The organism is Rhizobium sp. NZLR10 (genome assembly GCF_019685125.1).
In the GTDB taxonomy this organism is placed as follows: Bacteria; Pseudomonadota; Alphaproteobacteria; order Rhizobiales; family Rhizobiaceae; genus Rhizobium.
In genome coordinates, this window is the sequence record NZ_JABDWE010000028.1 from 1 (window position 1) to 23,359 (window position 23,359).

The window sequence follows — 23,359 nt, forward strand, 5'->3', positions numbered from 1 at the left end:
GTTCAATGGAACGGCGGACGGAGACCCAGGCTCTCCCACGGGCTTGGTGTCCCAAAGGTGCAACGGTCTTCCATCCGCCACCGCAACAGGCAGTACTACGCCAATAGCGGGTAAAGGGAAGTTACAAGGGTGCCGGCAGGCGGATGAGGGGCGCGGCAACCTTCATCGTCAGGCCTAAATTTTCCGCACAATTTTGACCATCTGGTCAAACATGCTGCAAAATGAGGCGGTGACCTGTTAATTTCAGGGCAAGCGATGCATAGAACGCATTGCTGCATTGCAATATTTTCGCTGTTCCCGATCGAGTGAACGCGGTACATATATCTCCGTAAGCAGCGCACTCCTCCTCCCAGCGCTCTTACATCGGACTGACAACACTCCTCCTCCCAGTTGTCAGTCAGGATCAAGAGCCCGGCGCACCTCCTCCCGCGTCGGGCTTTTTTCTTTTTCCACCCCAGCTCTTCACCGCGCGCAATTTGACTCGGCAAGCACCGTCGGCCTATTTGAACGGGCGCCGCCTGCCGGTGCGTGCACCGGTTGGAGTTAAGTCATGATCGGCAAATGGCGCGGCCCGCGGGCGGCTACGACAGGTCTTCTGCTTGCGGCGTTTGCGCTTGCCGGCTGCGGCGGCAGGCCGGTCGGCGTCATGCAGGCGGCCGGCAGCGTTCCCCCTGGCACGTCGAAAGTCGATCTTCTCGTCGCGACGACCCGCGCTGCCGACGACAATCCCGCCGTGCTATTTTCAGGTGAACGCGGCACCGGGCTCACCGCCAATGCCGTCGATGTCTCGATCCCACCGGAAGCCAATCGCAAGGTCGGCCAGGTGCAATGGCCAAGGCGGCTGCCGGCCGATCCGCTGCGCGATTTCGTCACCGTGTCTGTCGATCCACTGCGGGGCGAGCGGGCTGGCGAGACCTGGCTGAAGGGCCATATGCCTAGGAGTCGCCGGGTGCTGGTCTTCGTGCACGGCTTCAACAATCGCTACGAGGATGCCGTCTACCGCTTCGCGCAGATCGTCCATGATTCGCATGCCGACGTCGCCCCCGTCGTCTTCACCTGGCCTTCGCGCGCCAGCATCTTCGATTACAATTACGACAAGGAAAGCACCAACTATTCCCGCGATGCGCTGGAGGAGCTGCTCACCCGCACCGCCGCCAATCCGGCCGTCAGCGACATCACCATCATGGCCCATTCGATGGGCACCTGGCTGACCGTCGAAGCACTGCGGCAGATGGCGATCCGCAATGGCCATGTCGCCCCGAAGATCAACAATGTCATCCTCGCCTCGCCCGATCTCGATGTCGACGTCTTCGGCCGCCAGTTCGTCAGCCTCGGTAAGGACCGGCCGCATTTCACAATCTTCGTCTCTAGGGATGACCGGGCGCTCGCTCTGTCGCGGCGCATCTCCGGCAATGTCGATCGGCTCGGCCAGATCGATCCCTCCGTCGAACCCTACCGCAGCAAGCTTGAGGCGGCCGGCATCACCGTGCTCGACCTCACCAAGCTCAAGGGTGGCGACCGGCTAAACCACGGCAAATTCGCCGAAAGCCCGGAAGTGGTGAAGCTGATCGGCGACCGGCTGATTGCCGGCCAGACCATCACCGATTCCAATGTCGGCCTCGGCGAAGCCGTCGGCGCGGTGGCGATGGGCGCTGCCCAGACAGCGGGAAGTGCCGTCAGCGTCGCCGTCAGCACGCCGATCGCAATCTTCGATCCGCGCACCCGCCGCAACTACGACGCCCAGCTGAAGCGTCTCGGCCAGTCGATGAACAATACCGTGGGCTCGGTCGGCGACAGCGTCGGTGCCGGCCTGCCGGAAAGCCAGTAAAAATTCCACAGAGTAATTCCAGCAAAAGTGCACGGCGGTTTTGCGTTTCGGAATTGCGAGAAAACAAAGAGCTAGAGATTTTCCGTGATTCGGAGAAAACGGAAATTCTCTAGGCATCGCCGCCGATCTGATATATCAGACCGATGGACGGCAATCCTGTCTGCCGTCTGGGTGGGTTGATCGCATGGCGGATGAGACGAAGAAAAAGGTTGTTGTCGTCGGCGCAGGCGTGATCGGCGCCTCGATCGCCTTCGAGCTGCAGCGGCGCGGCCTTGAGGTGACGCTGATCGACAAGGCTGAGCCGGGACGCGGCACGTCTTTCGGCAATATGGCGAGCATCGCGCTCGATTTTTCCGCCGGTTCCGGCCCCTCGACCTGGAAGAAGATGCCCGGCTGGCTGCTCGATCCGGAAGGCCCGGTCTGGCTGAGGCCCTCCTATGCGGCAAAGATGCTGCCCTGGTTCCTGCGTTTCCTCGCCGCCGGCCGGCCGTCGCGTCTGCGACAGATCGAGGATGCCGGTATGAGCCTGTCGCTCCGCGCGCTCGCCGATTTCAGGCAGATGCTCGAGGCGATCGATGCGTCTGACATGATGACCCAGGAGGGCTGCCTGGCGATCTACGAGACAGAGGCGGAATTTGCCGCCGATCGCGGCCATCTCGCCATGATGCAGCGCTACGGCCTCGAATTCGAGGTGTTGAGCAACGGCGCCATCCAATATTACGAGCCGGCGCTTTCGCCTTCGATCGCCAAAGCCGTGCTGCTGCCCGACAACAAGTCGATCCGCGATCCCTACAAGCTGGTGGTGAAACTCTTCGACGCGGCAAGAGCTGCCGGCGCGAATTTCGTCTCCGGCGCGGTCAGGAATATCGAGCGCAGGGGCGATGGCACCGCCGTCGTTCTCCTCGACGATGACAGCCGCATCGAGGCTGGTTCGGTAGTGCTCGCCGCCGGCGTCCACACCCGCTTCCTCGCCGAAAAGCTCGGCGAGCCGATCCCGCTCGAAACCGAGCGCGGTTATCACACCCAGATCATGAAGCCCGGCATCACCATGCGCTATTCGGTGATCTGGCCGCATCGCGCCTTCATGGTGACGCCGACGGCCGGCGGCATCCGTGTCGGCGGCAATGTCGAGCTCGCCGGTCTCGACGCCGCCCCCGATTTCCGCCGTCCGCGGGTGCTGGTGCGCCATGCCCAACGGGCGCTGCCCGGTTTGAAACTCGCGGAGGCGACGGAGTGGATGGGTCATCGCCCGGCACTGCCCGATACGATCCCGATCATTTCGCCGTCGTCGAAGATACCGGGGGTTTTCTATGCGACCGGCCACGGCCATCTCGGCCTGACCTATGCGGCAACGACAGCCCGGCTGATCGGCGATATGATGACCGGCACCGAACCGCCGGTCGACATGAGCCCGTTCCGCATAGACCGATATTAGAACCGGATTTAATGTCGACGGCGGCGTCACCCGTCGCGTCCGAACTGGAGTTTTCTGAGATGAGATGGAAGCGCACGATCCAGCTGCTGGACGTTCATGCCGAAGGCGAGATCGGCCGCGTCGCAATCGGCGGCGTGCCGAAGATCCCGGGCGAGACCATCGCCGCCCAGCTGCAGTGGCTGAACACCGATCCGAAGGGCGACGAGCTCCGCCGCTTCCTCTGCCTGGAGCCGCGCGGCGCCCCGATCGGCTCGGTCAACCTGCTGCTACCGGCACGGCATCCCGAGGCGGATGCCGCCTTCATCATCCTGCAGCCCGACCAGGCGCATGCGAGCTCAGGCTCGAACTCGATCTGCGTGACGACAGCCCTGCTCGAATCCGGCATCGTCGAGATGCAGGAGCCGGAGACGACAGTCACGCTCGAAACCGCAGCCGGCCTGGTCAAGGCGACGGCAACCTGCCGCGACGGGCGCTGCGAGAAGGTCCGGCTGACCATGGTGCCGTCCTTCGTGCATGAACTCGATGTCGCAATCGACACGCCGCATTGGGGAAGGATCAAGGCCGACCTCTGCTATGGCGGCATCTTCTATGCCCTCGTCGATGTCGACCAGATCGGTCTGAAGATCGAGAAAGCCAATGCCGCCGGGCTCGTCCAGGCCGGCATGATCCTGAAAGAATTGATCAACCGCGACATCAAGGTTGTCCATCCCGAGATCCCGGCGATCTCGGGTGTCGCCTATGTGATGTTCCGCGATACCGAGGCCGACGGCACGGTGCGCACCTGCACAACCATGTGGCCGGGCCGGGCCGACCGCTCGCCTTGCGGCACCGGAAATTCCGCCAATCTCGCCACCCTTTATGCCCGCGGCAAGGCCAAGATCGGCGACGTCTTCACCTCGAAATCGATCATCGGCTCGGAATTCGAGGTCGGGTTGCAGGCGGTAACCGAAGTGGCCGGCCGCCCGGCGGTGATCCCGACCATTACCGGCCGCGGCTTCACCTTCGGCCTGACGCAGGTGGCGCTCGACCCCTTCGACCCGCATCCCGCAGGCTTCGCGCTCACGGACGTCTGGGGGCCGTCGGCCGGGGAGATTTGACGCTCGGGCAGGGTGCCGATCGTGTGAAGCGGTCTTCGAGTGGCATCCTGTTCTAATGCGCTCTACCAGAGTCCGCCGCCGGCCGGGCGGGTGCGTCGTTTCACAAACTGCGCACAGAATTGCGCTCCACCAGCTTGCAGGAGACGACACGACTGCTGGCGCGCACATTGTCGCCTGCCACCACTGTGTTCAGCCACTCCGCCCCCTGAAAACCGAGATCGTAATATGGCAACGCCGCGGTGGTCAGTTCCGGCTTCAAGGCCAAAGATACGGTCCTGAAATCGTCAAAGCCGACAATACTGACGTCCTGCGGGATTCTGAGTCCAAGCGCCATGGCCGCGATGTAGATTTGGATCGCCATTTCATCGTTGCCACTCATGATCGCGGTTGGCCGGTCCTTTTGCTGCAGCATTTCGGTCGCCGCTGCGAAGACATAGTTCTCCTCGGCCCCGACCGGTCCCTCCATTCCAAGACGAATGGTGAGGTCACCGTCTGCCACTTCAAACTCTTTGGTGGCCTGACGAAAGGCGTCCAAGCGCAGCTCTGCTCCCAGAAGAACTGGGTTAAGTCTGATATAGCCGATCCTGCGATGGCCCCGTTCAAGCAGATAGCGGGTGAGGTCTCGGGCGCCCTGGAAGTCGTCAGGCTCAATGGACGGAAAAAGTTCACTGGTTTGCGGTCGGCAGTTGATCATCACCGTCGGGACGCTGACATCGCCGGCCACGGGATCCACGATTCGATGGTACATCGTCACATAGAGGACCCCATCGATGCGATGGGACTGGAACATTTTCCAGATTTCCGCCTCGCGTTCGGACGAGCCGCCGGTGTTCGCCATCAGGATGGTTTTGCCGTGCGTGTTGGCCCAGTCCTGGATCCCGCGTACGATGTCGACCGAATAGGGCGTGGTCGAGACATAGTCCGTGATGATCCCGAACGTGTTGGACCGGCTGGAGCGTATCTGGCGCGCGGCCATGTTGGGGACGTATCCCAAGTCTCGAATGGCTTTTTCCACTCTTTCTCGGGTGTCCTCCGTCACGTGCGGTTCGCCGTTGATGACCCGGGACACGGTCTTGTTCGATACCCCGGCCGCTTTGGCGACGCTGACGATACTGACCATGTCCAATCCTTTTCCTGCTTAATTACCTTGTACACGAACGGAATGACAACGTCGACAATTTTATGACAACGTCGTCAATTTGAATTGACAACGTTGTCATTGGAAGATTATGTTGCCTGTCATCGGAGGTTGGAGCGAGAGCCTCGGATCAAAGACAGGAGGATCTGATGAAGTATTTGCTTTCTGCCAGCGCGCTTGCGCTCATCTTCATGGCGGCCCCAATGCAGGCCGAAACGATCAATGTCCTGGTCGAAGGCGGCGGGGAGATGCTGCAAAAGGCCGTGGCCGAGAAGTTCACTGCCGAGACCGGCATTGAGGTGAAGTTCTCCGTCGTCCCCTATCAGGGTGTGTTCGACAAGTTTTCGGCCGAGATTGCTTCCGGTTCGTCGGCCTTCGATGTCGTTGCGATAGACGTCGTATGGAATGCGAAATTCGCTGGTCATGTCGAGGATCTCTCGCCTCTCTTTACCGAGGCAGTGCGCAAAGACCTGCCTCCCGCTTTGCTTGCGGACGCCAAAGTTGGCGGCAAGATGATCGGAATGCCGGCCTGGGCGAATGCCGAGATCGTTTTCTATCGCAAAGATCTCTTCGACAAGCCGGAGGAACAGAAGGCGTTTCAGGCAAAATACGGTTATCCCCTGGCGCCGCCGAAGAGCTGGCAGCAATGGCGCGACATCGCAAAATTCTTCACCCGGGACACGGATGGCGACGGCAAGACCGATTTCTGGGGCACCGATACCATCGGCACCTTTTCTGAGGAGTGGATGGCGCATGTGCTTCAGGCGGGCTCGCCCGGGGTGATCCTCGACAAGGATGGCAAGGTCATCATTGACAATGAAGCGCACAAGAAGGCGCTCGAATTCTACATCGCGCCGCACTGCACCGATCATTCCGTTCCTGAAAACGTCAACGAAATCGGTTGGGGCGAAGCTCAAAACCTGTTCTATCAAGGCAAGACGGCGATGATGAAATTCTGGGCGCACGCCTACAAGATGACACCTGAGGATTCCAAGGTCAGCGGAAAGGTCGGCGTGGCGCCGATGCTTGCAGGTGAGGCCGGAATCGCGGCCATTCCCGGTCCCTGGTACAATGTCGTTCCGTCGACCTCCCAGCACAAGGATGCAGCCAAGAAGTTCATAGCCTTCGCGATCGCCAACAATGCCCTCGGCATCGAGGCTCCGCTTGGCCTCGCCGCGACGAACTCCGCCTACCGAAGCTATGTCGACAAGCCCGGCTATGAGCATTTCACACCGCTCCTCGAAACGCTTGGGGCTCCTGCGACGCAAGGCCGGCCGATGAACGAAAAATATCAGGAAATCGTCGACGAAGCGGTGCTTCCCGCGGTGCAGCGGGCCCTGACCTGCAAAGCGGATGTCGGCAAGGTCCTGACGGACGCCAAGGAAACGATCGAGGATATCCTCCACTAACCCGTATCCTTAACCTCAGCGGGGGACCGAAGGTCCTGCGCCTATCATCAGCTTTCGGAGACGGCCATGTCGGGTGAAGACCGATTTGTGCTCTACATGCTTGCGCCGGCGCTGGCCATCCTCGGCTTGCTGGTCGCATACCCGGTAGGGCTCCTGGTGTTCGATTCCTTTTTCAAGGTCGATACCATCGCACCCCACATACGAGAGTGGGTGGGTCTCAAGAATTATGTCGATGCGCTAACCTCGAAGCGCGTCGCCGAAAGCGCCTTTAGAACCGTCCAATATTCAATCTTCGCACTGTTCTTCGAGTTTACCTTCGGCTTCTGCGCCGCTCTGCTGTTCTCGGCTCTGCCCGGCCAGTCACGTTGGCACCGCACGATCTTTACTCTGCCGCTGATGGTGCCTCCGATCGTCGCCGGCCTGCTGTGGCGCTTTCTGCTGGTCGGGAACATCGGCATTCTGAACTACGGACTCGTCCATCTGGGCATCATCAGCGATCCCGATGCGATCGCGTGGCTTTCCGACGAAGATATCGTCATCTATTCCGTTTCCTTCGCCGATATCTGGTTGACGACCTCCTTTGTCGCGCTCGTATCCTACGCCGGATTGACGAACATTCCCAAAGACCTGCTCGAGGCCGCGCGGATCGACGGTGCCAATGCGTTCAAACGGTTCTGGCATGTCACGCTGCCGCTGATGCGCCCGGTGATTGCCGTCGTCGTCATCGTGCGCGGGGTGGATGCAGCCAAGACCTTCGACCTCATCTGGATACAAACGCAGGGCGGTCCCAACCATGCCTCGGAGGTGTTTTCGATGAACATCTACCAGCGCATGGTTCGGTTCGGTGACCTCGGCGAAGCGTCGGCGTCGGGCGCTCTTTTCCTGATGGTCATGATGCTTCTGGCCGCCGCAGCCTATTGGAAGATATGGAGGCCGGCCCATGCATAGAGCGCCTCGCCTCAATGCCAGCGGAGTCCTGATTAACGCCGCAGCTCTCGTGCTCGTGCTGTCCTACGCTCTGCCCTACATCTATCTGTTGATGACCTCCATCAAACCGGCGGCCGATGTTCAGCAGATCCCGCCGAGCTTCTTTCCTGCGGTCATGTCGTTCGAGAACTTTCGGGCGGTGCTGCAGTCGTCGACCCTGCCGAGAGCTTTCGTCAATTCCCTTTCGGTTGCGGTGCTCACCACCGCGCTCTCCCTTTTGGTTGCCGTGCCTGCCGCTTACGTTGCCACGCAGTACCGACGCCGGATCACCACGCTTTTTCTGCTTTTTGCCCTGATCACGCGCATGGTGCCGTCGGTGTCGCTGGGTGTGCCGCTGTTCCAGCTTTTGAAGTCCATGGGTCTGCTTGACACTATTCCAGGGCTTGTTCTCGCCCACACTTCGGCCGCTGTGCCGCTGGCGCTGCTGCTCATGGCCGCTTTCTTCGAAGGTGTGCCTAAGGAACTCGAAGAGGCTGCCCGCATGGATGGCTGCACGCGATTTCAAGCCTTTCGGAAAATCATCCTTCCCGTCATGACGGGCGGCATCGCAGTCACCGCACTCTTCACGTTCATCACCAGTTGGAACGAGTTCCTCTACGCACTGCTGCTGACGTCGGAGACGAGCAAGACGGCGCCGATCGTCATTGCCGAATACAATTCCGTCTACGGGCTTGCCTGGGGCGCGATGACCGCGGCGGCGGTGCTCTATTCGCTTCCCGTCATCATCGTGACGCTCGCACTTCAAAAACAGATCGTCGGCGGCCTGACATTCGGCGCTGTAAAGGGATGAGGAGGCAGGTATGGCCGGTATCGAACTGCGCAACATCAACAAGATCTACGCAAACAGTTTTCACGCCCTTCACGATCTGAACTTCGACGTCAGGGATGGCGAGTTCATGGTGTTCGTCGGTCCCTCGGGTTGCGGGAAGTCGACAGCGCTGAGGATGATCGCCGGCCTGGAGAGCATCTCCAGCGGCGAACTCAGGATCGATGACCGGGTCGTCAATGATGTCGATCCCAAGGACCGCGACATTGCCATGGTCTTTCAGTCCTACGCGCTCTACCCCCATAAGACGGTGCGCGAGAACATCGCCTTTCCCTTGCTGATGGCTGGCCTGCCGAGGGCCGAGATCGATAGTCGCGTGACCGAAGCGGCGCGCATTCTCGAATTGACGGCATTGCTCGACCGCAAACCGGGGCTGCTCTCCGGAGGTCAGCGCCAGCGCGTCGCCATGGGACGGGCGATCGTTCGCAAACCGGCGGCCTTCCTGCTGGATGAACCGCTCTCCAACCTTGATGCCAAACTGCGTGTGCAGATGCGGGCCGAGATCGCCAGCCTGCAAAGAAAACTGAATGTCACCACGGTCTATGTGACCCATGACCAGGTCGAGGCAATGACGATGGGTGACCGGGTGGCGGTGATGAAAGGCGGCGTGCTGCAGCAAGTCGACACACCGCAAAACCTGTACAATCGCCCTGCAAACGTCTTTGTCGCCGCCTTTATCGGGTCGCCGTCAATGAACTTGTACGAGGCCGTTCTGAATGGAAGGACGCTGACCCTGGGCAACAACAGTTTCGAGATCCCTGACCGGGTTTTCGAATGCCGCCCCTCTCTCGACGGTGCGTCCAACCGTCAGGTCATTGTCGGTATCCGGCCCGAGCACATGAACGACGCCGCGATCCGGCCTTCTTCGGCCGAGATCTCGGCCCCGGTCACTTTAGTCGAGGCGCTGGGTTCTGAATCCATGGTGCATCTGCATATCGACGCACCTTGGGTGGATGCCGGCGACCCGGACGCCGTCGCCGACATCGGCAACGAAAAAGCTGCTGTAGCCCGTTTTTCTCCGAAGAGCACAGTACGCGCAGGTAACATCGCGCGCATCGCTGTCGATGCCGAAGAACTTCACTTCTTTAAACCGGATACCCGCACCAGCATCTGGTGATGATATTGCCTGGAGAAACACAAGAGTGACTAGTCCATCTATCGGCACCGATTGTCTGCAACTCTTTCGGATCTCCAGCCAGGATCTTACTGCAAACGCAAAACGAGAACTGGTTGGACGCGTTTGCCCAGACGCCTGGCGAGCAACAAGCCAATCAAGAGCATCAGTCTACTCTCGCTGTGGAGCAAGAAATGTCCGAGAAGACGTTAACAATGGTTAGCGAAAACTGCTTCGATGTAACGAAGCATCCCGCAGGCAATCCCTATGAGGATATTGGGGCGGTCATCAATGGCATCATTGCGGATATCAAGAGCAGGCAACCGGTTTCCGATCTCAATGATGGCGGAAAACCTGGAGCAGTTATCTATATACCACCAGGCGATTATCGTCTTGTTACGCAAGTCGTTATCGACCTGAGCTATCTGAAGATTGTGGGCTCTGGACATGGTTTCACGTCGTCGAGCATCCGTTTCAATGTACCCGCAAACGAGCTGACGCACTGGCATGAAGTGTGGCCAGGCGGAAGTCGCATACTCGTGGACACATCTCCGGATGCCGCCCACGGTGAGGCTGCCGGAGCCGCGTTTTATGTTAAGCGCATCGGAAATCCGCGCATAAGCTCTGTGGAGTTTGCCGACTTCTGCATCGATGGCCTGCACTTCATTGACGATGGTTCGGGGCAAAATGATTCAGAAAATACATACAGGAATGGCAAAACAGGAATTTATGTCGGCAGCGCCAATGACTCAATCCGAATAACGGGGATGGGTCTTATCTATCTGGAGCATGGAGTGACTGTTCATGATGCAGATGCGCTCGCGGTAGATAACAATTTCATTGCAGAGTGCGGCAACTGTATCGAATTGAAAGGCATGGGTCAGGCCACAAGAATAGCAAATAATTTTGTAGGAGCCGGCTACAGGGGACATTCCATTTACGCTGAAAATTATGGTGGCATTCTAGTATCATCAAACAATGTATTCCCTCGAGGAGCGAGCAGTGTCTATTTTTCCGGCGTCGTCCGTTCCTCGGTCACAGGAAACAGATTCCATTCCTTCTATCCCGGAATGTTGGTTTTTGCTCATAACTGTTGCGAGAATTTGGTTTCCTCAAATCACTTTTTGCGAGATCGCGAGCCATGGGCGCCCATGCAGAAGTACGACAACGGTTTGGATGATCTGTTTGGACTTTTGCATATTGACGGCAGCAACAACTCGGTAATCGCGAACCACATCTCGGAAACAATAGATATTCAATATATCAAGCCTGTCGCCGTAAAGCCTGTGATTATCAAGCTGGTTTCCGGTAGTGGCAATTACATAGCCAATAATCACATTGTGGCCACCACCGAAATATCGCAAATCACTGACGCACCAGACAGTGCCTGCTTTTCAACACAAGTGGGCGCATTGCTGTCGACTGACAATCTAAAGGCGCTCGAAGTAACGGCAATACTGGTGCAAGAGGGGTCGGTACGCAATACAGTCCTGGATTCAGGCCGTGACGAACAGGTTGAGATGGACAGAACAATGAACGCATTCAGGGCCACTCCAGCTCCTGGGAATAGTCTGCGATAAAACCCGCCGCCAAGACTCGGCCACCGGTTCAAGATCGGCTTGTGCGGCGCTGGCCGGAACATGGGCTGTCGGACCAATAGGAGTTCGCGCCGGCTTTTTTCAAGTGGATCAATGTCGGGATCGGGTATGACCAGCCGTAGCGACGTCATTCAATTCGAAGGCGTCACAACCTGCTCTACGTAAGCCGCGAGTGTGGGTGCAACATGCTCCCCGAAACGCTCGCATCAGGACCGCAGCCCCCATCAACCGCGTTGCAAAATCCTGGTGTTGACGTGACCTGCGGTGATCTCCTCGATCGGCACTGGTCGACCAAGCAGATATCCCTGGCCGATGTCGCAACCCAGTTCCTGAAGCCGTCGACGCTGGCTCTCCTCTTCGATGCCTTCGGCCGTGATCGTCACGCCAAGTCCGGCACCGAGAGCGATAATGGCCTTGATCACCTTGTCCTGCTTGTCATTGGTCTCGAACGAGGCGACGAAACTCCTGTCGATCTTGATCTTGTCGAACCGGTAGTTCGACAGTTGGGAGAGGCTGGAATAGCCTGTTCCAAAGTCGTCGAGAGCAATCCTGACCCCCGCATTCACCAGATCGTCGAGGACGATCCGTGCCGTGACGGCGTCCTGGATGATGGCGCTCTCCGTTACCTCAAGCTCGACCCTGTGCGGGGGAAGACCGACATCGCCCAATATCTTGAGAATTCGCAGGCCCAGCAACCTGTCGCTCAGTTGGATCGGTGAAAGGTTGAACGACAGGACGAGTTCGCTTGGCCAGGAAAGCGCATCGGTGCAGGCGCGCCGAAGCAGCTGATCCGTCAATTCGACGATCAGGCCGGCTTGCTCTGCCACTGGAATGAATACGCTGGGGGGGATGAATTCGCCGGAAGCCGTTTTCCAGCGGGCCAGCGCCTCGAAGCCGATAATCTTGTTCGCCTTCAGGTCCACGAGCGGTTGATAATAGGGAACGATCTCAGCCTTCCGGATCGCCGCTCGCAGATCCCCTTCCATTCGAATCCGTTTCGCCAACTCGTCCTGCATCGAAGGCACGAAGGGCTTCACCAGATCGCGGCCCTGCTTTTTCGCCACAGACATCGCACAGTCGGAATGTCGAATGACTTGACCGAGGTCATCGCCGTTCTCCGGATAAAGTGCGAAGCCGACGCTGGCGCCGAGATCGACGGCGACACCATTGAATGTGAAAGGCTTGCCGATCACGCGGACGATGCGGCTGCCCAAAGCGGCAAGATCGGGATTTCCCATGCGCCGCGCCAGAACGACGAACTCGTCTGCACCAATGCGGAAAACGCGCTCACGGGGAAAGAGGGCGGAGAGCCGCTGAGCAACAATTTTCAGCACCGCATCACCGTGATCGTGCCCCAGCAGGTCATTGACCTTCTTGAAGCCGTCGAGATCGATGCTGAACACGGCATAGGTTTCCTGTGCCCTTTGATCGATCATCGCCCGCGCGCACAAGGAATCCAGAAATCTGCGGTTGGGCAGCTCGGTCAGCGTGTCGTGACAGGCAATCCAGTCCACGTTCTTTTCGGCCTGCAGCCTGCGATTAACCTCTCGCGAAAGATCCCGGATCCGCAGCGCGGAATAGATTAGCCCCAGAAACCCGGAGATGTTGAGGGCGAGGAGCGCGTGGTCGAGCGGGTAGCCGTGATGCTGCTCGATGAACCCATCCAGCCCCTCATGCCAATGGAACTGCCAGGATAGGCAGAAAAGCAGCAGGAAGATCGAGATCCAGACCAATATCTCCATCTGGGGTCTGGTTGGCTGGATGCGAGGCATGGGAACGGGCTCCTGTTGGGTGAAGAACCATCATGGCCAGTTCGCAGGACCGCATCGTCCCCTAGATATTTCCAACACCGCCACAATTCATTCGGGCGGAATTAAGCGGGCCGGCTTTTGCCGTCGTTGATCAAGCGCACAGCACCGACCAGCCCGAAAGACTATCTGAACTTCGAACGTTAATGGTGGGTTGCCTGGACGGCGGCGCTGGCATTTCGCTGCGCAGAACGGACAGCTTTCCCGCAAACTGGATGGGGTGGCACCGATCTATAGCGTGGCGCAGGCTACTGAAGGGTGGGGGTAACACCCCACGTGTCCGAGACCATGTAGCCGTTCTGCCACGGATCCTCCGCGTCGACGGAGTATGTATCTCCCAGCGACGAAATGTTTCCTGCCGAGTGAAGCTCAGTGCTTTCGACCGTCACAAACTGAACTTGCTGATGGATTGGATACAATATGTATGCAACATGGCGATGCCTGCCTGCCTGTTTGGCCAGGCTAGATGGAGGAAAAATGACTGAGACAGCCACCATGTCGATCAGCCAGCTGCACGAGTTGGTTGAAGCAATCTTTCGGCGGGCCGGGTTGAATGCGGTGCAGGCAGTTGCATTGACGAATGTCATTGTGGCTGGCGAGCGCGACGGCTGCAAATCTCACGGCATCTACCGCATCGAGGGCGCCTTGCGCACGGTGAAGGCGGGAAAAGCCAAGCCCAATGCCATCCCCACGATCGCCCCGCAGGCAAGTTCCGGTATCGTGACGGTTCAGGGGAATGGCGGGTTTGCTAATCCCGCGTTCGAGCTTGGCTTGCCGCTGGTTGCTCAGGCGGCGCACGCGTCGGGAATTGCGGCGTTGGTTGTCAACGATGTCGTCCACTTTTCTGCGCTCTGGTCGGAAGTGGAAGCCCTGACCGGACAAGGCCTCGCGGCGATCGTCATGTGCCCCAGCTATGCCGCGGTTGCTCCGGCGGGCGGCAGCAAGCCACTGCTGGGGACCAACCCATTCGCCTTCGGCTGGCCGCGAGTGGACAAGCCGCCCTACGTTTTCGACTTCGCGACATCCTTGGTGGCTCGAGGTGAAATTGAACTTCATCGCCGCGCCGGCAAGCAGCTTCCCGAAGGCTGGGCAATCGATGCGCACGGCGCCCCGACCACCGATCCCGATGAAGCTCTCGCCGGCGCGATGTTGCCTTTTGGCGGCCATAAGGGCTCGGCTATAGGAACGATGATCGAACTGCTTGCCGGGGTCATGATCGGTGATCTGACAAGTCCGGAAGTGCTCGATTATCTCGGGACGACGACACTGTCACCAATGCATGGCGAGCTGATCATCGCCATGTCGCCGAAAGCGTTTTCGGCGGGTCGTCCGGGTGACCCGTTTGCGCGAGCAGAAGCGCTGTTCGAGGCAATAATCGGGGGTGGTGCACGGCTTCCCTCCGAACGCCGTTTCGTTGCGCGCGCAAAGTCTGAAAGGGAAGGGATCACCCTGACCTCGGCTGAATTGGAACAACTCAGCCGCCTTCATGACAAGGGCCTGGATGCCGTTTCCTGACGAGGTTTCAACGTGGCATGGGACGAGCAGGTCTCCCGGAAGGAGGACCTGTTCGTTGAAGGGCTAAGGGATCAGGGCTTGTATTTTTCGACCGCGCCCGGCAGTTTGCTCCATCCGGCATACCAGGTATCGAACAGCTTCAGCTGCTGCTCGACATAGCCGCGCTGGCTTTCGGAAAGTTCGTCGGTTTCGTTGAAATGCAAGGCATATTCCGCGTCACCCTTCAGCACCATCATATGCTTGAAATAAAGCACAAGGTCCGGACCTTCATCGAAGGACGAAAGCACGCCGAGCGCCGATTCCAGCTCGAGCGCACGCTGACGGGCATCCGGGTCGCCCTTGGCGGCAGCCTGCGAAAGATTGCACATATGGATGACTTCCTTGGGCAGGACGCAACCAATGCCGGTGATCGCGCCGACAGCACCGCAGTTCACAAACCCGTGGAAGACACAGGTATCGACGCCGATCATCAGCGACACGTCATCGTCGCGGCTGGTGATGTTTTCCGCAGCATAGCGCATGTCGGCTGCACCGCCGAATTCCTTGAAGCCGACGAGGTTCGCATGGTCTGCACGCAGGGCAAAAAACAGGTCGGCGCGGGTCGCGAAGCCATAGTAAGGGCTGTTGTAGATGACGGCAGGAAGATCCGGCGCAGCCGCAAGGATGGCCTTGAAATGGTTTTTCTGGGCCGTGACGACGGTGCCGCGGGAGAGCACGCGGGGGATAACCATCAGTCCCTGTGCGCCTACCTTCTGAGCGTGCGCCGCATGGGCAACGGCTGAAGCGGTATTGACCGCTCCTGTGCCGACGATAACCGGAATACCGGCATTGACCAGGCGCTCGACGCCTTCCATGCGCTGCTGATCGGTCAGGAGGGGCCAATCGCCCATCGAGCCGCAATAGACGACCGCCGACATTCCTTCTGCGATGAGTTCTTTGCCCTTGCGGACCAGCCCATCATAGTCAGGGCTGCGGTCATCCTTGCAGGGTGTCATGAGAGCGGGAACGACGCCCGAAAAAATCTTAGCTTTCATCGTGAAAACTCCTCGGTGAGACGAAACGGAGACTGGTGGCGGATGCAGAGCGTCGCGCCTCGATGCAGATGAATATACATCTTTGTATTTTTTTTGTCGACAAGAAATTGCGAGCGTCGATGTTTTTTAAAGACTGATGTCGAACCGGTCTTTCCTGGCAAACAGCTTCTGAATCTGTTCAACAATTTGTTCCGCGTGCATGCGCGCCAGCCGGTCGGCGAGGTCCGCGTCCCGCGCTGCGATTGCAGCAATGATCTCTTCGTGTTCGTCGACGAATTGCTGCGGCAGCCGATCGCCATAGGACTGGTAGTACAGCCGGAGAATGCGTCGTCCATCATCGAGGATACGATTGAATACGGCGACGAAGTATGGATTGCGCCCGGCTTCTGCAATCGAAGAATGAAGGGCGGCGTTGCTCGCAATCATCGCCAGGGCGTCTTGGTTCGCGACGGCGGTTGCGAATTCTAATTGACGAGCCTTGATCTCCAGCAAATCTGCAGGACGATGATATTGCGCCGCGAGCTTCGTGGTGACGCGGTACATCAGCACCAAAGCGTCGAAGAAAGTATGCAGGTTGAGAAAGTCGATGTTGGATACCATCGTCGACCGATTGGGCAGCGTATCGATCAGACCTTCACCCGCAAGGCGGACCAGCGCCTCGCGGATTGGCGTGCGCGACATTTTGAAATGTTCGGCGAGCTGCACCTCGTCGATCGGGCTGCCGGGTGGCAAGACCAGGTCCAGAATGTCATTGCGCAGAAGTTCGTATACGGTTTTCGCACCGGAACCACGCTTGCGTTCGGAGGGAGCTTGCGTCTGCATGGCCATTTCAAAATCCTTGTTGTCGACAACGGGTACTTTGAAACATTCACGCGGGCAACTGTTCGTGTTCTGCTCCCGACCTTTGCAACAACCGCAAAACAACTCTCGCTGCGGACGCCGGCCCGCACTCGATCCCCTTTTTAGATTGGTCGATCATGCCGGCAGCGAGGCTTCGGCTGTCCATCCGGCTGCTCGGGGTGTCACGCGTCCTGAAATCGCGGCTTCCACGCAGTCGCTCAGACTGGCGAGCCGTACGAAGCGACCCGAGAGGCCGGGGCCGTAATGCGCATATTTTCCGGAGTTCGTGATCACTGCTTTGGTCTTGGTGGGAAACACTGGTTCGGAGATCGAGCACCAGCAAAGGTCCGGGAAAACCTGAACCCCCGCCTGACGCAACTCGGCAAGGGTGCCGTCGCCTTGAGCCTGGTCGATCACCTGCTGGCCGGCTGTCACAATCACGGCGACGCCCGGATGGCGGCGCCTTCCCATCAACGCAGTCGTCAGTGCGGCGGCCAACGCGCGGCATTCTTCGATGGATGCATGCGGGCTCCCGATCGCGACGAGTTCGACATCTGCCGGGCCGTCATTCAGCAAGCGCCACGCATCGTGCATGTCCTCGACCGTGATGCTGACTTGACCGGCGTCCGGATGGACTGGCCCGGCTGCCTCGGGCGTTATCCCTGCGATGTGCAGCATTGGCGATGCGGATGTTGTTCCGAATGCAGCGCAGAGAGCTTTCAAATCGTCTCGAGACGGACGGGCCTGGCCAAGCCCTTTGACAAGCGGAATGCAATCGGGCGCCTTCTTCCCGATCAGATATCCGATGAGTGGCCAAAACGCGTCGTTCACGGATGCCGGGGTTTCAACGTCGATAACCAGCCGAGCGTGCCGATTGATGTCGAGATAAACCCCGGATTCCGGGGCTCGCCCGGTCAATGCAATACAGAGATCCAGGAAGTCAGGGTGTTTGGCCGTGCGCGCACCGAGCACGGTGTTTGCGAAGATGACGGCATTGGACTCCGACCAGGCAATCGTTTCACCGGTTTGCGGAGCGCTGTCCAGAAGATAGGGAGAACAGGTGAAGGTTGGCCGACAGCCCATTCGCACGTAAGCGTCCGCAAGGCGTGCGGCCGGTGCGCCGAAGGACGGCGGTATCCCTTGCATTTCCCAGTTCGCCCGATCGACCGAGATCGCGTTCATCGTGGTCGGAATACGCACCCTCGCACCGAGATCGGTGATCGTCTCGGCAAAAGTAAGGTTTGCCGGACTTGCGTAGATGCATCCGTCGATATGGCCCTGGCTCACATCGATGAGCCGCGTGGCGCCCTGCTGGGCGGCCATCGCACAAATGATCCGCATGGCCTGCATCGCGCCCGGACCATCGCCGCCATTGAGCATCTTGCAGTCTTCCTCGGTCAGTTCGAGGTCGGCGAGGGCAGGAGCAGGCAGTTCCGTGTTGAGGCTCTGAGAGGTGATGACACCACGCTCTATCGACGCCGACTGAGCCTGGGAAAGAAGTCGGAAATTCTCCGGGCTGAGCCTGATGACCGGCATCGGCCTATCGAACATCTCGGCTGCTATCAGTGCACCGAGCGTCAAGACGTCCTCTGCTTCGCTGAAGACCAGAGCGGCGGGACCGCGGCCGGTCAGAATGAGGTCGAGCAATACGCCGGATCCCGTGCAGGAGCCACGGCTCGTCGGCATCATCAAAATGGCGCCGGTCAGGGAAACGCCGTGCAGCGGGTGGTGCACGTCGATGACATTTCCGGTTGCCGGGTCTACGCCGCCCCAGAAGCTCAATGCCTCCTCCGTTGCGACAACGCGGCCTGTTGCGGAGCCCTTCAAAACGGTCCGCGGTGCTGATGCGATGGTCATTTGACTGTCTCGTCTGCTCTTTTGGTCGACTGCCGTCGTGTTGCCGTTGCCGGTGGATCGCTCCGCCGACGCCAAGGCTTCAGCTGGAGAATTGTATAAAATATGCAAAAAATGCAGACCTCCCAAGGACCTCCAGGCGCAAATTTGCCGATTTATCGCAATCCAATTTCGCTGAGTTAGGATCAGGCAGTCAGGTCAAGCGCTCAAGAGCACGGATCGTGAAGAGGTACGCGTGACCAGTCGCGCGGCGCAAGCCGCTTGGCTTCGGCGTGGCACATCTGCCGGGGAGGTTTGAACCTCCGAAGCACGATGCCGCGGGCATCGACATCAGCCAAACGGGCTAACGGCCAGGATCGTGTCGGAACGTCTGCGGCCGGGCGTCGGGGTCGCGTGCAATGCTCGCTCCGAGCACGTGCGCAGCAGCGCCGGATCGTCGATCACATGTGCCGGGACTGCGTAGTAGCGGCGAACCGTCACCTCCCTGCCAGCAGCGCTGTAGCGGAACGGTTCTGAGCCATCTGCCTCGAACTCCGCGCGCATCGCGGCGTCGACGCGGAGATACAACGTGCCCTTCATGACGAATCCGAACTGCGCGCCGTTTCGGACGAGGGCGGATCCGCCGAAGAACCGCCGGACATCGATGGAGCCGGCTGGACCGATCTGGCTCGCAAAATCCAGCGCCAGCCTGCGTGTCGCCTCGCTACCCATGGTGCTGTCCTGCGAGAGGATCGAAGAAGCCGGTGATCGCGCCGAGCCGGCCATCAGAAATCACCCCGAAGCTCGTGCCCGTCTGCAGAACACGCTCGTCTTCGTGGCTCAGTGCCCAGCGTGCCAGCGAACGTTCATTGTGATGGAGGACGCTCAATATTTTGAACCGGCCACCCGGTACGCTCTCCTGAAAGCCGGCCATGTAAGCCGTGAGACCGGCTCGCCCGGCGATCTCTCCATTGGGGTCGCAATAGGTCACATCGTCAGCGAGGCAAGCCAGCATTTCCGGCTCGCGAGCGTCAGCATCCAGCGACCAGATGGCCGCATATCGGTTCCATAGTGCCTCAGGTGTCATAACAGTGTCTCCAGTTGATTGAATTCGTCTTCTATCGCCTGCCGCAGGCCGGCCTTGTCTTCGCCGCCGCGAATGAGCACGAGCAGACCTTGATAGAAGGCAAGAAGACGGATGGCCGTCGTGGCTGCCCTGGCTCCGTCCGCGTCTCGAGCCAAGGTCGACTGCTCGGTCAGCCTCGAGCGGAATGTGGTTCGAAGGAGACCGAGCGCTGTCTCGACACGCGGATGCGATTTGACGCCGCCTCCGAATTCCACCGCCATGTTCGTGATCAGGCAGCCAAGGGAGCCGCCGTCGGGCTCATGCAGGAGCGAGAGGAACAGTTCACGCAAGCCTTTAACCCCGCTCCCCGGCGGCGCAAACCGCGCGATCCGTCCCTCCAGGACCGTGCGGTTGTAATGGCCGAAGGCCGCGTCGAAGAGGCCGGCCTTGTCGCCGAAGGCGTGATAGATGCTTCCGCCTTTGAGGCCCGTCGCCTCCTCGAGGTCGCGGATCGACGCACCTTGATAGCCGTGCTTGCGAAAGATTTGCATCGCCCCCTTCAGCACTGCCTCCTCGTCGAATTCCCGTGCTCTGCCCACAATCACCTCGATTCTTTATCAACCGTTCTAGAATGACTGATCAAGAATGAAGGCGCAAGAGCCTCCCGTGACAATCCGCGAGAAAATTCCGCTTGACAACTTTGATGATGAATATCATTGATGATCTATGATGACGATTGTCATTAAAAATTTGAGTGACTGCAGCTGGCTGCCTTCTGCGCGAAAGTTGGTGGTCGATACGGAAGGGCAAGGACAATGGCGATGATGGCGGCGAAAGCGAGCGATGCGGCGCAAGGCCCCCGCACCTGGGCTGACCCGCTGCCGCATCCAACCACGCCGATTTCGTGCCGAAGGCTTTGTCCTTCCTTGGCGCCTGACGCCTCAACAGACTTCGAATTGGAGAAAGCCTCATGAAGGCATTCGTCGTTGATAAGTACAAAAAGAAGGGCGCTTTGCGCCTGGCCAACCTGCCGGAACCTGAATTGCAGGACAATGATGTCCTTGTCCGGATTCAGGCCACGGCCGTGAACCTGCTGGACTCCAAGCTGCGGGACGGAGAGTTCAAGCCTATTCTTCCCTATCGTCCGCCATTCGTCCTGGGGCACGACGTTGCCGGCACGGTTGTCAGGACGGGACCGAGGGTCAGGCGGTTCAAGGTCGGTGACGAGGTCTATGCACGGCCGCGCGATCATCGGGTCGGTACATTCGCCGAATTCATTGCCATCGATGAAGCCGATGTGGCGCTGAAACCAAACAATCTCAGCATGACCGAAGCAGCGTCCATTCCCCTGGTGGGGCTGACCGCGTGGCAGGCGCTGGTCGAGGTTGGCAAGGTGAAGCCCGGCCAGAAAGTCTTCATTCAGGCCGGTTCCGGCGGTGTCGGGACTTTCGCCATCCAACTCGCCAAGCATCTTGGCGCGACGGTGGCGACGACGACCAGCGCTGGGAATGCCGAGCTCGCCAAAAGTCTCGGGGCGGATGTGGTCATCGACTACAAGACGCAGGATTTCGAGAAGGTCTTGTCGGGCTACGATCTCGTGCTGAACAGTCAGGATCCGAAGACGCTCGAAAAATCTCTGGCTGTACTGAAGCCGGGTGGCCGGCTCATCTCCATTTCCGGCCCGCCCGATCCCGCATTCGCCAGGGAACTCGGCCTGAACCTGTTCCTGAAACTGGTGCTGCGCCTGCTGAGCCGAGGCGTTCGGAAAAAGGCCAAGCGGCTCGGCATAGGGTATTCATTCCTGTTCATGCGCGCTGAGGGGCAGCAGTTGGGTGAGATTGCGCGCCTGATCGAACAAGGCGTGATCCGACCGGTCGTTGACAAGGTGTTCCCGTTTGAAAAGACCGGCGATGCACTGGCCTATGTCGAGACCGGGCGCGCAAAGGGCAAGGTGGTCATCACGGTCGCAGACTGAGGTCGACCTGACGGCGTGGCGTGCGTTGCGAGACGAACGCCAGAAATAGTTTCCAACTCTGAAAGTGACAAATGACCAGCAGCGCACTCTTTGAGCCCGCCGTACTCGGCTCTCTCACACTATCCAACCGCATCGTCATGGCGCCATTGACGCGCAACAGAGCGGGCGCCGGGTTTGTGCCGGCGATCTTATTGCTGAGTATTATGCGCAACGGGCCTCGGCAGGCCTGATCATCTCGGAGGCGACCCAGATTTCGCAACAAGGGCAGGGCTATCAGGACACGCCCGGCATCTACACGCAGGCGCAGGTCGACGGCTGGCGCAAGGTGACCGACGCGGTGCATGCCAGGGGCGGCCACATCGTTCTGCAGCTCTGGCATGTCGGTCGGGTATCGCATGTCGACCTGCAGCCGGATGGGCAGCCCCCAGTGGCGCCTTCCGCCATCAGGGCCGAAACCAAGACGTTTGTGAACAACACCTTCGTCGACGTGTCGGCACCTCGGGCGCTCGAATTGCATGAGATCTCCGGCATTATCGAGGATTTCCGTCGCGCCGCCGCCAATGCCATTGCCGCCGGCTTCGATGGCGTCGAAGTTCACAGCGCCAACGGCTACCTGCTCGACCAGTTCGCCAGGGACGGCGCCAACACCCGCACCGACGCCTATGGCGGGTCGATCGAAAACCGGGCCCGGCTGACGCTCGAGGTGACGGCCGCGGTCATCGAGGAAGTTGGAGCGGCGCGAACCGGAGTTCGGATTTCACCGGTGTCGCCGGCCAATGGATTATCCGCAACCGATCCGCAGGCGCAGTTCGGTTACATCGTCGAGAAGCTCGACGAGATGGGCATCGCCTACCTCCATGTCGTCGAAGGCGCGACGGGCGGGCCGCGCGATGTTGCACCCTTCGATTACGAGGCGCTTCGCCGCAAGTTCAGGAATACCTACATCGCCAATAACGGCTACGATCTGAACCTCGCGACGGCCAGGCTGGAGCAAGGGCTGGCGGACCTGTTTGCCTTCGGCAGGCCGTTCATCGCCAATCCGGATTTTGTCGAACGCCTGAAGGTTGGTGCATCGCTGGCCAATCTCGATATGGCGACGCTCTACGGCGGAGGCGCGGCGGGCTATACCGACTATCCTGAAATGGCCGCACCGGTCGGCGCCTGACGGCATGGGGCCGCTTGTATGCGGCCCTACAGCATGATGCCGAAAAGTGTGAGCGGTTTTAGAACAGGATTCAGATTTTAGGCCGATCCGGCCTAAAATCATCCTGTTCTAACGTTCCCGCATCCGATTTTCGATGGCGTCGCGGCAATCCGCTCGGCAGGCGTCGAGTAGTTCGTCCGCCAGCGGGGAATCGTCCGGGCAGGCCCTCGACAGCACGATTGCTCCGACGGCCTGAGCGAGGATGGTGATGGCTTGCGCCCGGTCCCCGGCGCCGGAAGCGTGATGTCGTGCAATGCCGTCCTCGATCGCGCGCACGAGGTTATCTATTCCTGCAGCAAAGACGGCCTTCGTTTCTTCAGGTTGCCGAGCCGCATCGCAGCTCAGCGCCGCGGCCGTGCACCCCTGGCCGCGCCCATCCCGGTGTTCACGCGCGAGATAAAGTTCCATGACGGCGAGCACGTCATGACCGGCATAGCGCTTCAAGGTCTCGCTCAAACCATTCTCGGTCGACTCCGCGATCAAGTCCTCCTTGGAGCGGAAGTGATTGTAGAAGCCGCCATGGGTGAGCCCCGCACGCTCCATCAACTCCGCCACCCCCACGCCATCGAACCCGCGCTCGCGAAACAGCTCCGACGCGGTGGCGATAATCCGTTCGTAATTTTGCTGCTTCTTTTCCTTGGTGATCCGCACT

19 protein-coding genes and 1 pseudogene are annotated in these 23,359 nt (G+C 59.4%); 11 read left to right on the top strand and 9 right to left on the bottom strand.

Annotation, left to right across the window (positions count from 1 at the left end):
• Positions 1-550: 550 nt before the first annotated feature.
• From HJB82_RS29850 to HJB82_RS29860, 3 genes are all read left to right on the top strand, one after another.
• On the top strand, positions 551-1,828 hold the full coding sequence (locus tag HJB82_RS29850) for an alpha/beta hydrolase (RefSeq protein ID WP_207582710.1): 1,278 nt from the start codon (positions 551-553) through the stop codon (positions 1,826-1,828).
• Positions 1,829-2,012: 184 nt separating this feature from the next.
• Entirely contained in the window at positions 2,013-3,263 is a 1,251-nt protein-coding gene (locus tag HJB82_RS29855; protein WP_207582711.1) for an FAD-binding oxidoreductase, read from the top strand.
• 59 nt (positions 3,264-3,322) lie between these two features.
• Complete coding sequence (locus HJB82_RS29860) at positions 3,323-4,360, top strand: proline racemase family protein (RefSeq protein ID WP_207582712.1); 1,038 nt, start codon at positions 3,323-3,325, stop codon at positions 4,358-4,360.
• A gap of 100 nt (positions 4,361-4,460) precedes the next feature.
• Here HJB82_RS29860 and HJB82_RS29865 read toward each other — a convergent pair whose 3' ends face one another.
• On the bottom strand, positions 4,461-5,480 hold the full coding sequence (locus HJB82_RS29865) for a LacI family DNA-binding transcriptional regulator (protein ID WP_207582713.1): 1,020 nt from the start codon (positions 5,478-5,480) through the stop codon (positions 4,461-4,463).
• 167 nt (positions 5,481-5,647) lie between these two features.
• Here HJB82_RS29865 and HJB82_RS29870 point away from each other — a divergent pair, with 167 nt between their 5' ends.
• The 5 genes from HJB82_RS29870 to HJB82_RS29890 all read left to right on the top strand — a co-directional run bounded on the left by HJB82_RS29870 (position 5,648) and on the right by HJB82_RS29890 (position 11,414).
• Positions 5,648-6,907: a sugar ABC transporter substrate-binding protein gene (locus tag HJB82_RS29870; protein ID WP_221142293.1), complete on the top strand. Its 1,260-nt coding sequence runs from the start codon at positions 5,648-5,650 to the stop codon at positions 6,905-6,907.
• 66 nt (positions 6,908-6,973) lie between these two features.
• Entirely contained in the window at positions 6,974-7,855 is an 882-nt protein-coding gene (locus HJB82_RS29875; RefSeq protein ID WP_207582715.1) for a carbohydrate ABC transporter permease, read from the top strand.
• A complete protein-coding gene (locus HJB82_RS29880; protein ID WP_207582716.1) occupies positions 7,848-8,684 on the top strand; it encodes a carbohydrate ABC transporter permease in 837 nt (278 codons plus the stop codon). The genes HJB82_RS29875 and HJB82_RS29880 overlap by 8 nt, the downstream gene beginning before the upstream one ends.
• A 10-nt stretch (positions 8,685-8,694) precedes the next feature.
• Positions 8,695-9,837, top strand: a complete 1,143-nt coding sequence (locus HJB82_RS29885; RefSeq protein ID WP_207582717.1) for an ABC transporter ATP-binding protein — start codon at positions 8,695-8,697, stop codon at positions 9,835-9,837.
• A 212-nt stretch (positions 9,838-10,049) separates the two neighbouring features.
• On the top strand, positions 10,050-11,414 hold the full coding sequence (locus tag HJB82_RS29890) for a NosD domain-containing protein (RefSeq protein ID WP_221132448.1): 1,365 nt from the start codon (positions 10,050-10,052) through the stop codon (positions 11,412-11,414).
• A 242-nt stretch (positions 11,415-11,656) separates the two neighbouring features.
• Here HJB82_RS29890 and HJB82_RS29895 read toward each other — a convergent pair whose 3' ends face one another.
• A complete protein-coding gene (locus tag HJB82_RS29895; RefSeq protein ID WP_221117784.1) occupies positions 11,657-13,204 on the bottom strand; it encodes a bifunctional diguanylate cyclase/phosphodiesterase in 1,548 nt (515 codons plus the stop codon).
• A 513-nt stretch (positions 13,205-13,717) separates the two neighbouring features.
• Between HJB82_RS29895 and HJB82_RS29900 the strand changes: the two genes are divergently transcribed.
• Positions 13,718-14,755 carry an Ldh family oxidoreductase gene (locus HJB82_RS29900; RefSeq protein WP_221142294.1) on the top strand — a complete coding sequence of 346 codons (1,038 nt, stop codon included), beginning with the start codon at positions 13,718-13,720 and terminating at the stop codon, positions 14,753-14,755.
• A gap of 71 nt (positions 14,756-14,826) precedes the next feature.
• Here HJB82_RS29900 and HJB82_RS29905 read toward each other — a convergent pair whose 3' ends face one another.
• From HJB82_RS29905 to HJB82_RS29930, 6 genes are all read right to left on the bottom strand, one after another.
• On the bottom strand, positions 14,827-15,789 hold the full coding sequence (locus HJB82_RS29905) for a dihydrodipicolinate synthase family protein (RefSeq protein WP_207582719.1): 963 nt from the start codon (positions 15,787-15,789) through the stop codon (positions 14,827-14,829).
• A gap of 126 nt (positions 15,790-15,915) precedes the next feature.
• On the bottom strand, positions 15,916-16,617 hold the full coding sequence (locus tag HJB82_RS29910; protein ID WP_207582720.1) for a GntR family transcriptional regulator: 702 nt from the start codon (positions 16,615-16,617) through the stop codon (positions 15,916-15,918).
• A 147-nt stretch (positions 16,618-16,764) separates the two neighbouring features.
• A complete protein-coding gene (locus HJB82_RS29915; RefSeq protein ID WP_221142307.1) occupies positions 16,765-18,486 on the bottom strand; it encodes an aconitase X in 1,722 nt (573 codons plus the stop codon).
• Between the two features lie 327 nt (positions 18,487-18,813).
• Positions 18,814-19,194: a TfoX/Sxy family protein gene (locus HJB82_RS29920; protein ID WP_207582721.1), complete on the bottom strand. Its 381-nt coding sequence runs from the start codon at positions 19,192-19,194 to the stop codon at positions 18,814-18,816.
• Positions 19,187-19,549, bottom strand: coding sequence for a nuclear transport factor 2 family protein (locus tag HJB82_RS29925; RefSeq protein WP_221117781.1), 363 nt, complete (start codon positions 19,547-19,549; stop codon positions 19,187-19,189). The genes HJB82_RS29920 and HJB82_RS29925 overlap by 8 nt, the downstream gene beginning before the upstream one ends.
• Positions 19,546-20,127 carry a TetR/AcrR family transcriptional regulator gene (locus tag HJB82_RS29930; RefSeq protein ID WP_207582723.1) on the bottom strand — a complete coding sequence of 194 codons (582 nt, stop codon included), beginning with the start codon at positions 20,125-20,127 and terminating at the stop codon, positions 19,546-19,548. The genes HJB82_RS29925 and HJB82_RS29930 overlap by 4 nt, the downstream gene beginning before the upstream one ends.
• Positions 20,128-20,498: 371 nt before the next feature.
• On the opposite strand from HJB82_RS29930, the gene HJB82_RS29935 reads away from it, so the two are divergent.
• Both HJB82_RS29935 and HJB82_RS29940 read left to right on the top strand, forming a co-directional pair.
• Positions 20,499-21,503, top strand: a complete 1,005-nt coding sequence (locus HJB82_RS29935) for an NADP-dependent oxidoreductase (RefSeq protein ID WP_207582724.1) — start codon at positions 20,499-20,501, stop codon at positions 21,501-21,503.
• A gap of 71 nt (positions 21,504-21,574) precedes the next feature.
• A pseudogene (locus tag HJB82_RS29940) lies at positions 21,575-22,668 on the top strand (alkene reductase).
• Positions 22,669-22,776: 108 nt separating this feature from the next.
• On the opposite strand, the gene HJB82_RS29945 reads toward HJB82_RS29940, so the two are convergent.
• Entirely contained in the window at positions 22,777-23,358 is a 582-nt protein-coding gene (locus HJB82_RS29945; RefSeq protein ID WP_207582726.1) for a TetR/AcrR family transcriptional regulator, read from the bottom strand.
• Position 23,359: the final 1 nt, after the last annotated feature.

Excerpts from the sequence above, each read along its gene's own strand:
- HJB82_RS29865 (WP_207582713.1), bottom strand. The coding sequence starts at position 5,480 with ATGGTCAGTATCGTCAGCGTCGCCAAAGCGGCCGGGGTATCGAACAAG.
- HJB82_RS29905 (WP_207582719.1), bottom strand. The coding sequence starts at position 15,789 with ATGAAAGCTAAGATTTTTTCGGGCGTCGTTCCCGCTCTCATGACACCC.
- HJB82_RS29885 (WP_207582717.1), top strand. The coding sequence starts at position 8,695 with ATGGCCGGTATCGAACTGCGCAACATCAACAAGATCTACGCAAACAGT.
- HJB82_RS29895 (WP_221117784.1), bottom strand. The coding sequence starts at position 13,204 with ATGCCTCGCATCCAGCCAACCAGACCCCAGATGGAGATATTGGTCTGG.
- HJB82_RS29915 (WP_221142307.1), bottom strand. The coding sequence starts at position 18,486 with ATGACCATCGCATCAGCACCGCGGACCGTTTTGAAGGGCTCCGCAACA.
- HJB82_RS29850 (WP_207582710.1), top strand. The coding sequence starts at position 551 with ATGATCGGCAAATGGCGCGGCCCGCGGGCGGCTACGACAGGTCTTCTG.
- HJB82_RS29910 (WP_207582720.1), bottom strand. The coding sequence starts at position 16,617 with ATGGCCATGCAGACGCAAGCTCCCTCCGAACGCAAGCGTGGTTCCGGT.
- HJB82_RS29935 (WP_207582724.1), top strand. The coding sequence starts at position 20,499 with ATGAAGGCATTCGTCGTTGATAAGTACAAAAAGAAGGGCGCTTTGCGC.
- HJB82_RS29920 (WP_207582721.1), bottom strand. The coding sequence starts at position 19,194 with ATGGGTAGCGAGGCGACACGCAGGCTGGCGCTGGATTTTGCGAGCCAG.
- HJB82_RS29855 (WP_207582711.1), top strand. The coding sequence starts at position 2,013 with ATGGCGGATGAGACGAAGAAAAAGGTTGTTGTCGTCGGCGCAGGCGTG.
- HJB82_RS29875 (WP_207582715.1), top strand. The coding sequence starts at position 6,974 with ATGTCGGGTGAAGACCGATTTGTGCTCTACATGCTTGCGCCGGCGCTG.
- HJB82_RS29880 (WP_207582716.1), top strand. The coding sequence starts at position 7,848 with ATGCATAGAGCGCCTCGCCTCAATGCCAGCGGAGTCCTGATTAACGCC.
- HJB82_RS29890 (WP_221132448.1), top strand. The coding sequence starts at position 10,050 with ATGGTTAGCGAAAACTGCTTCGATGTAACGAAGCATCCCGCAGGCAAT.
- HJB82_RS29900 (WP_221142294.1), top strand. The coding sequence starts at position 13,718 with ATGACTGAGACAGCCACCATGTCGATCAGCCAGCTGCACGAGTTGGTT.
- HJB82_RS29860 (WP_207582712.1), top strand. The coding sequence starts at position 3,323 with ATGAGATGGAAGCGCACGATCCAGCTGCTGGACGTTCATGCCGAAGGC.
- HJB82_RS29870 (WP_221142293.1), top strand. The coding sequence starts at position 5,648 with ATGAAGTATTTGCTTTCTGCCAGCGCGCTTGCGCTCATCTTCATGGCG.
- HJB82_RS29925 (WP_221117781.1), bottom strand. The coding sequence starts at position 19,549 with ATGACACCTGAGGCACTATGGAACCGATATGCGGCCATCTGGTCGCTG.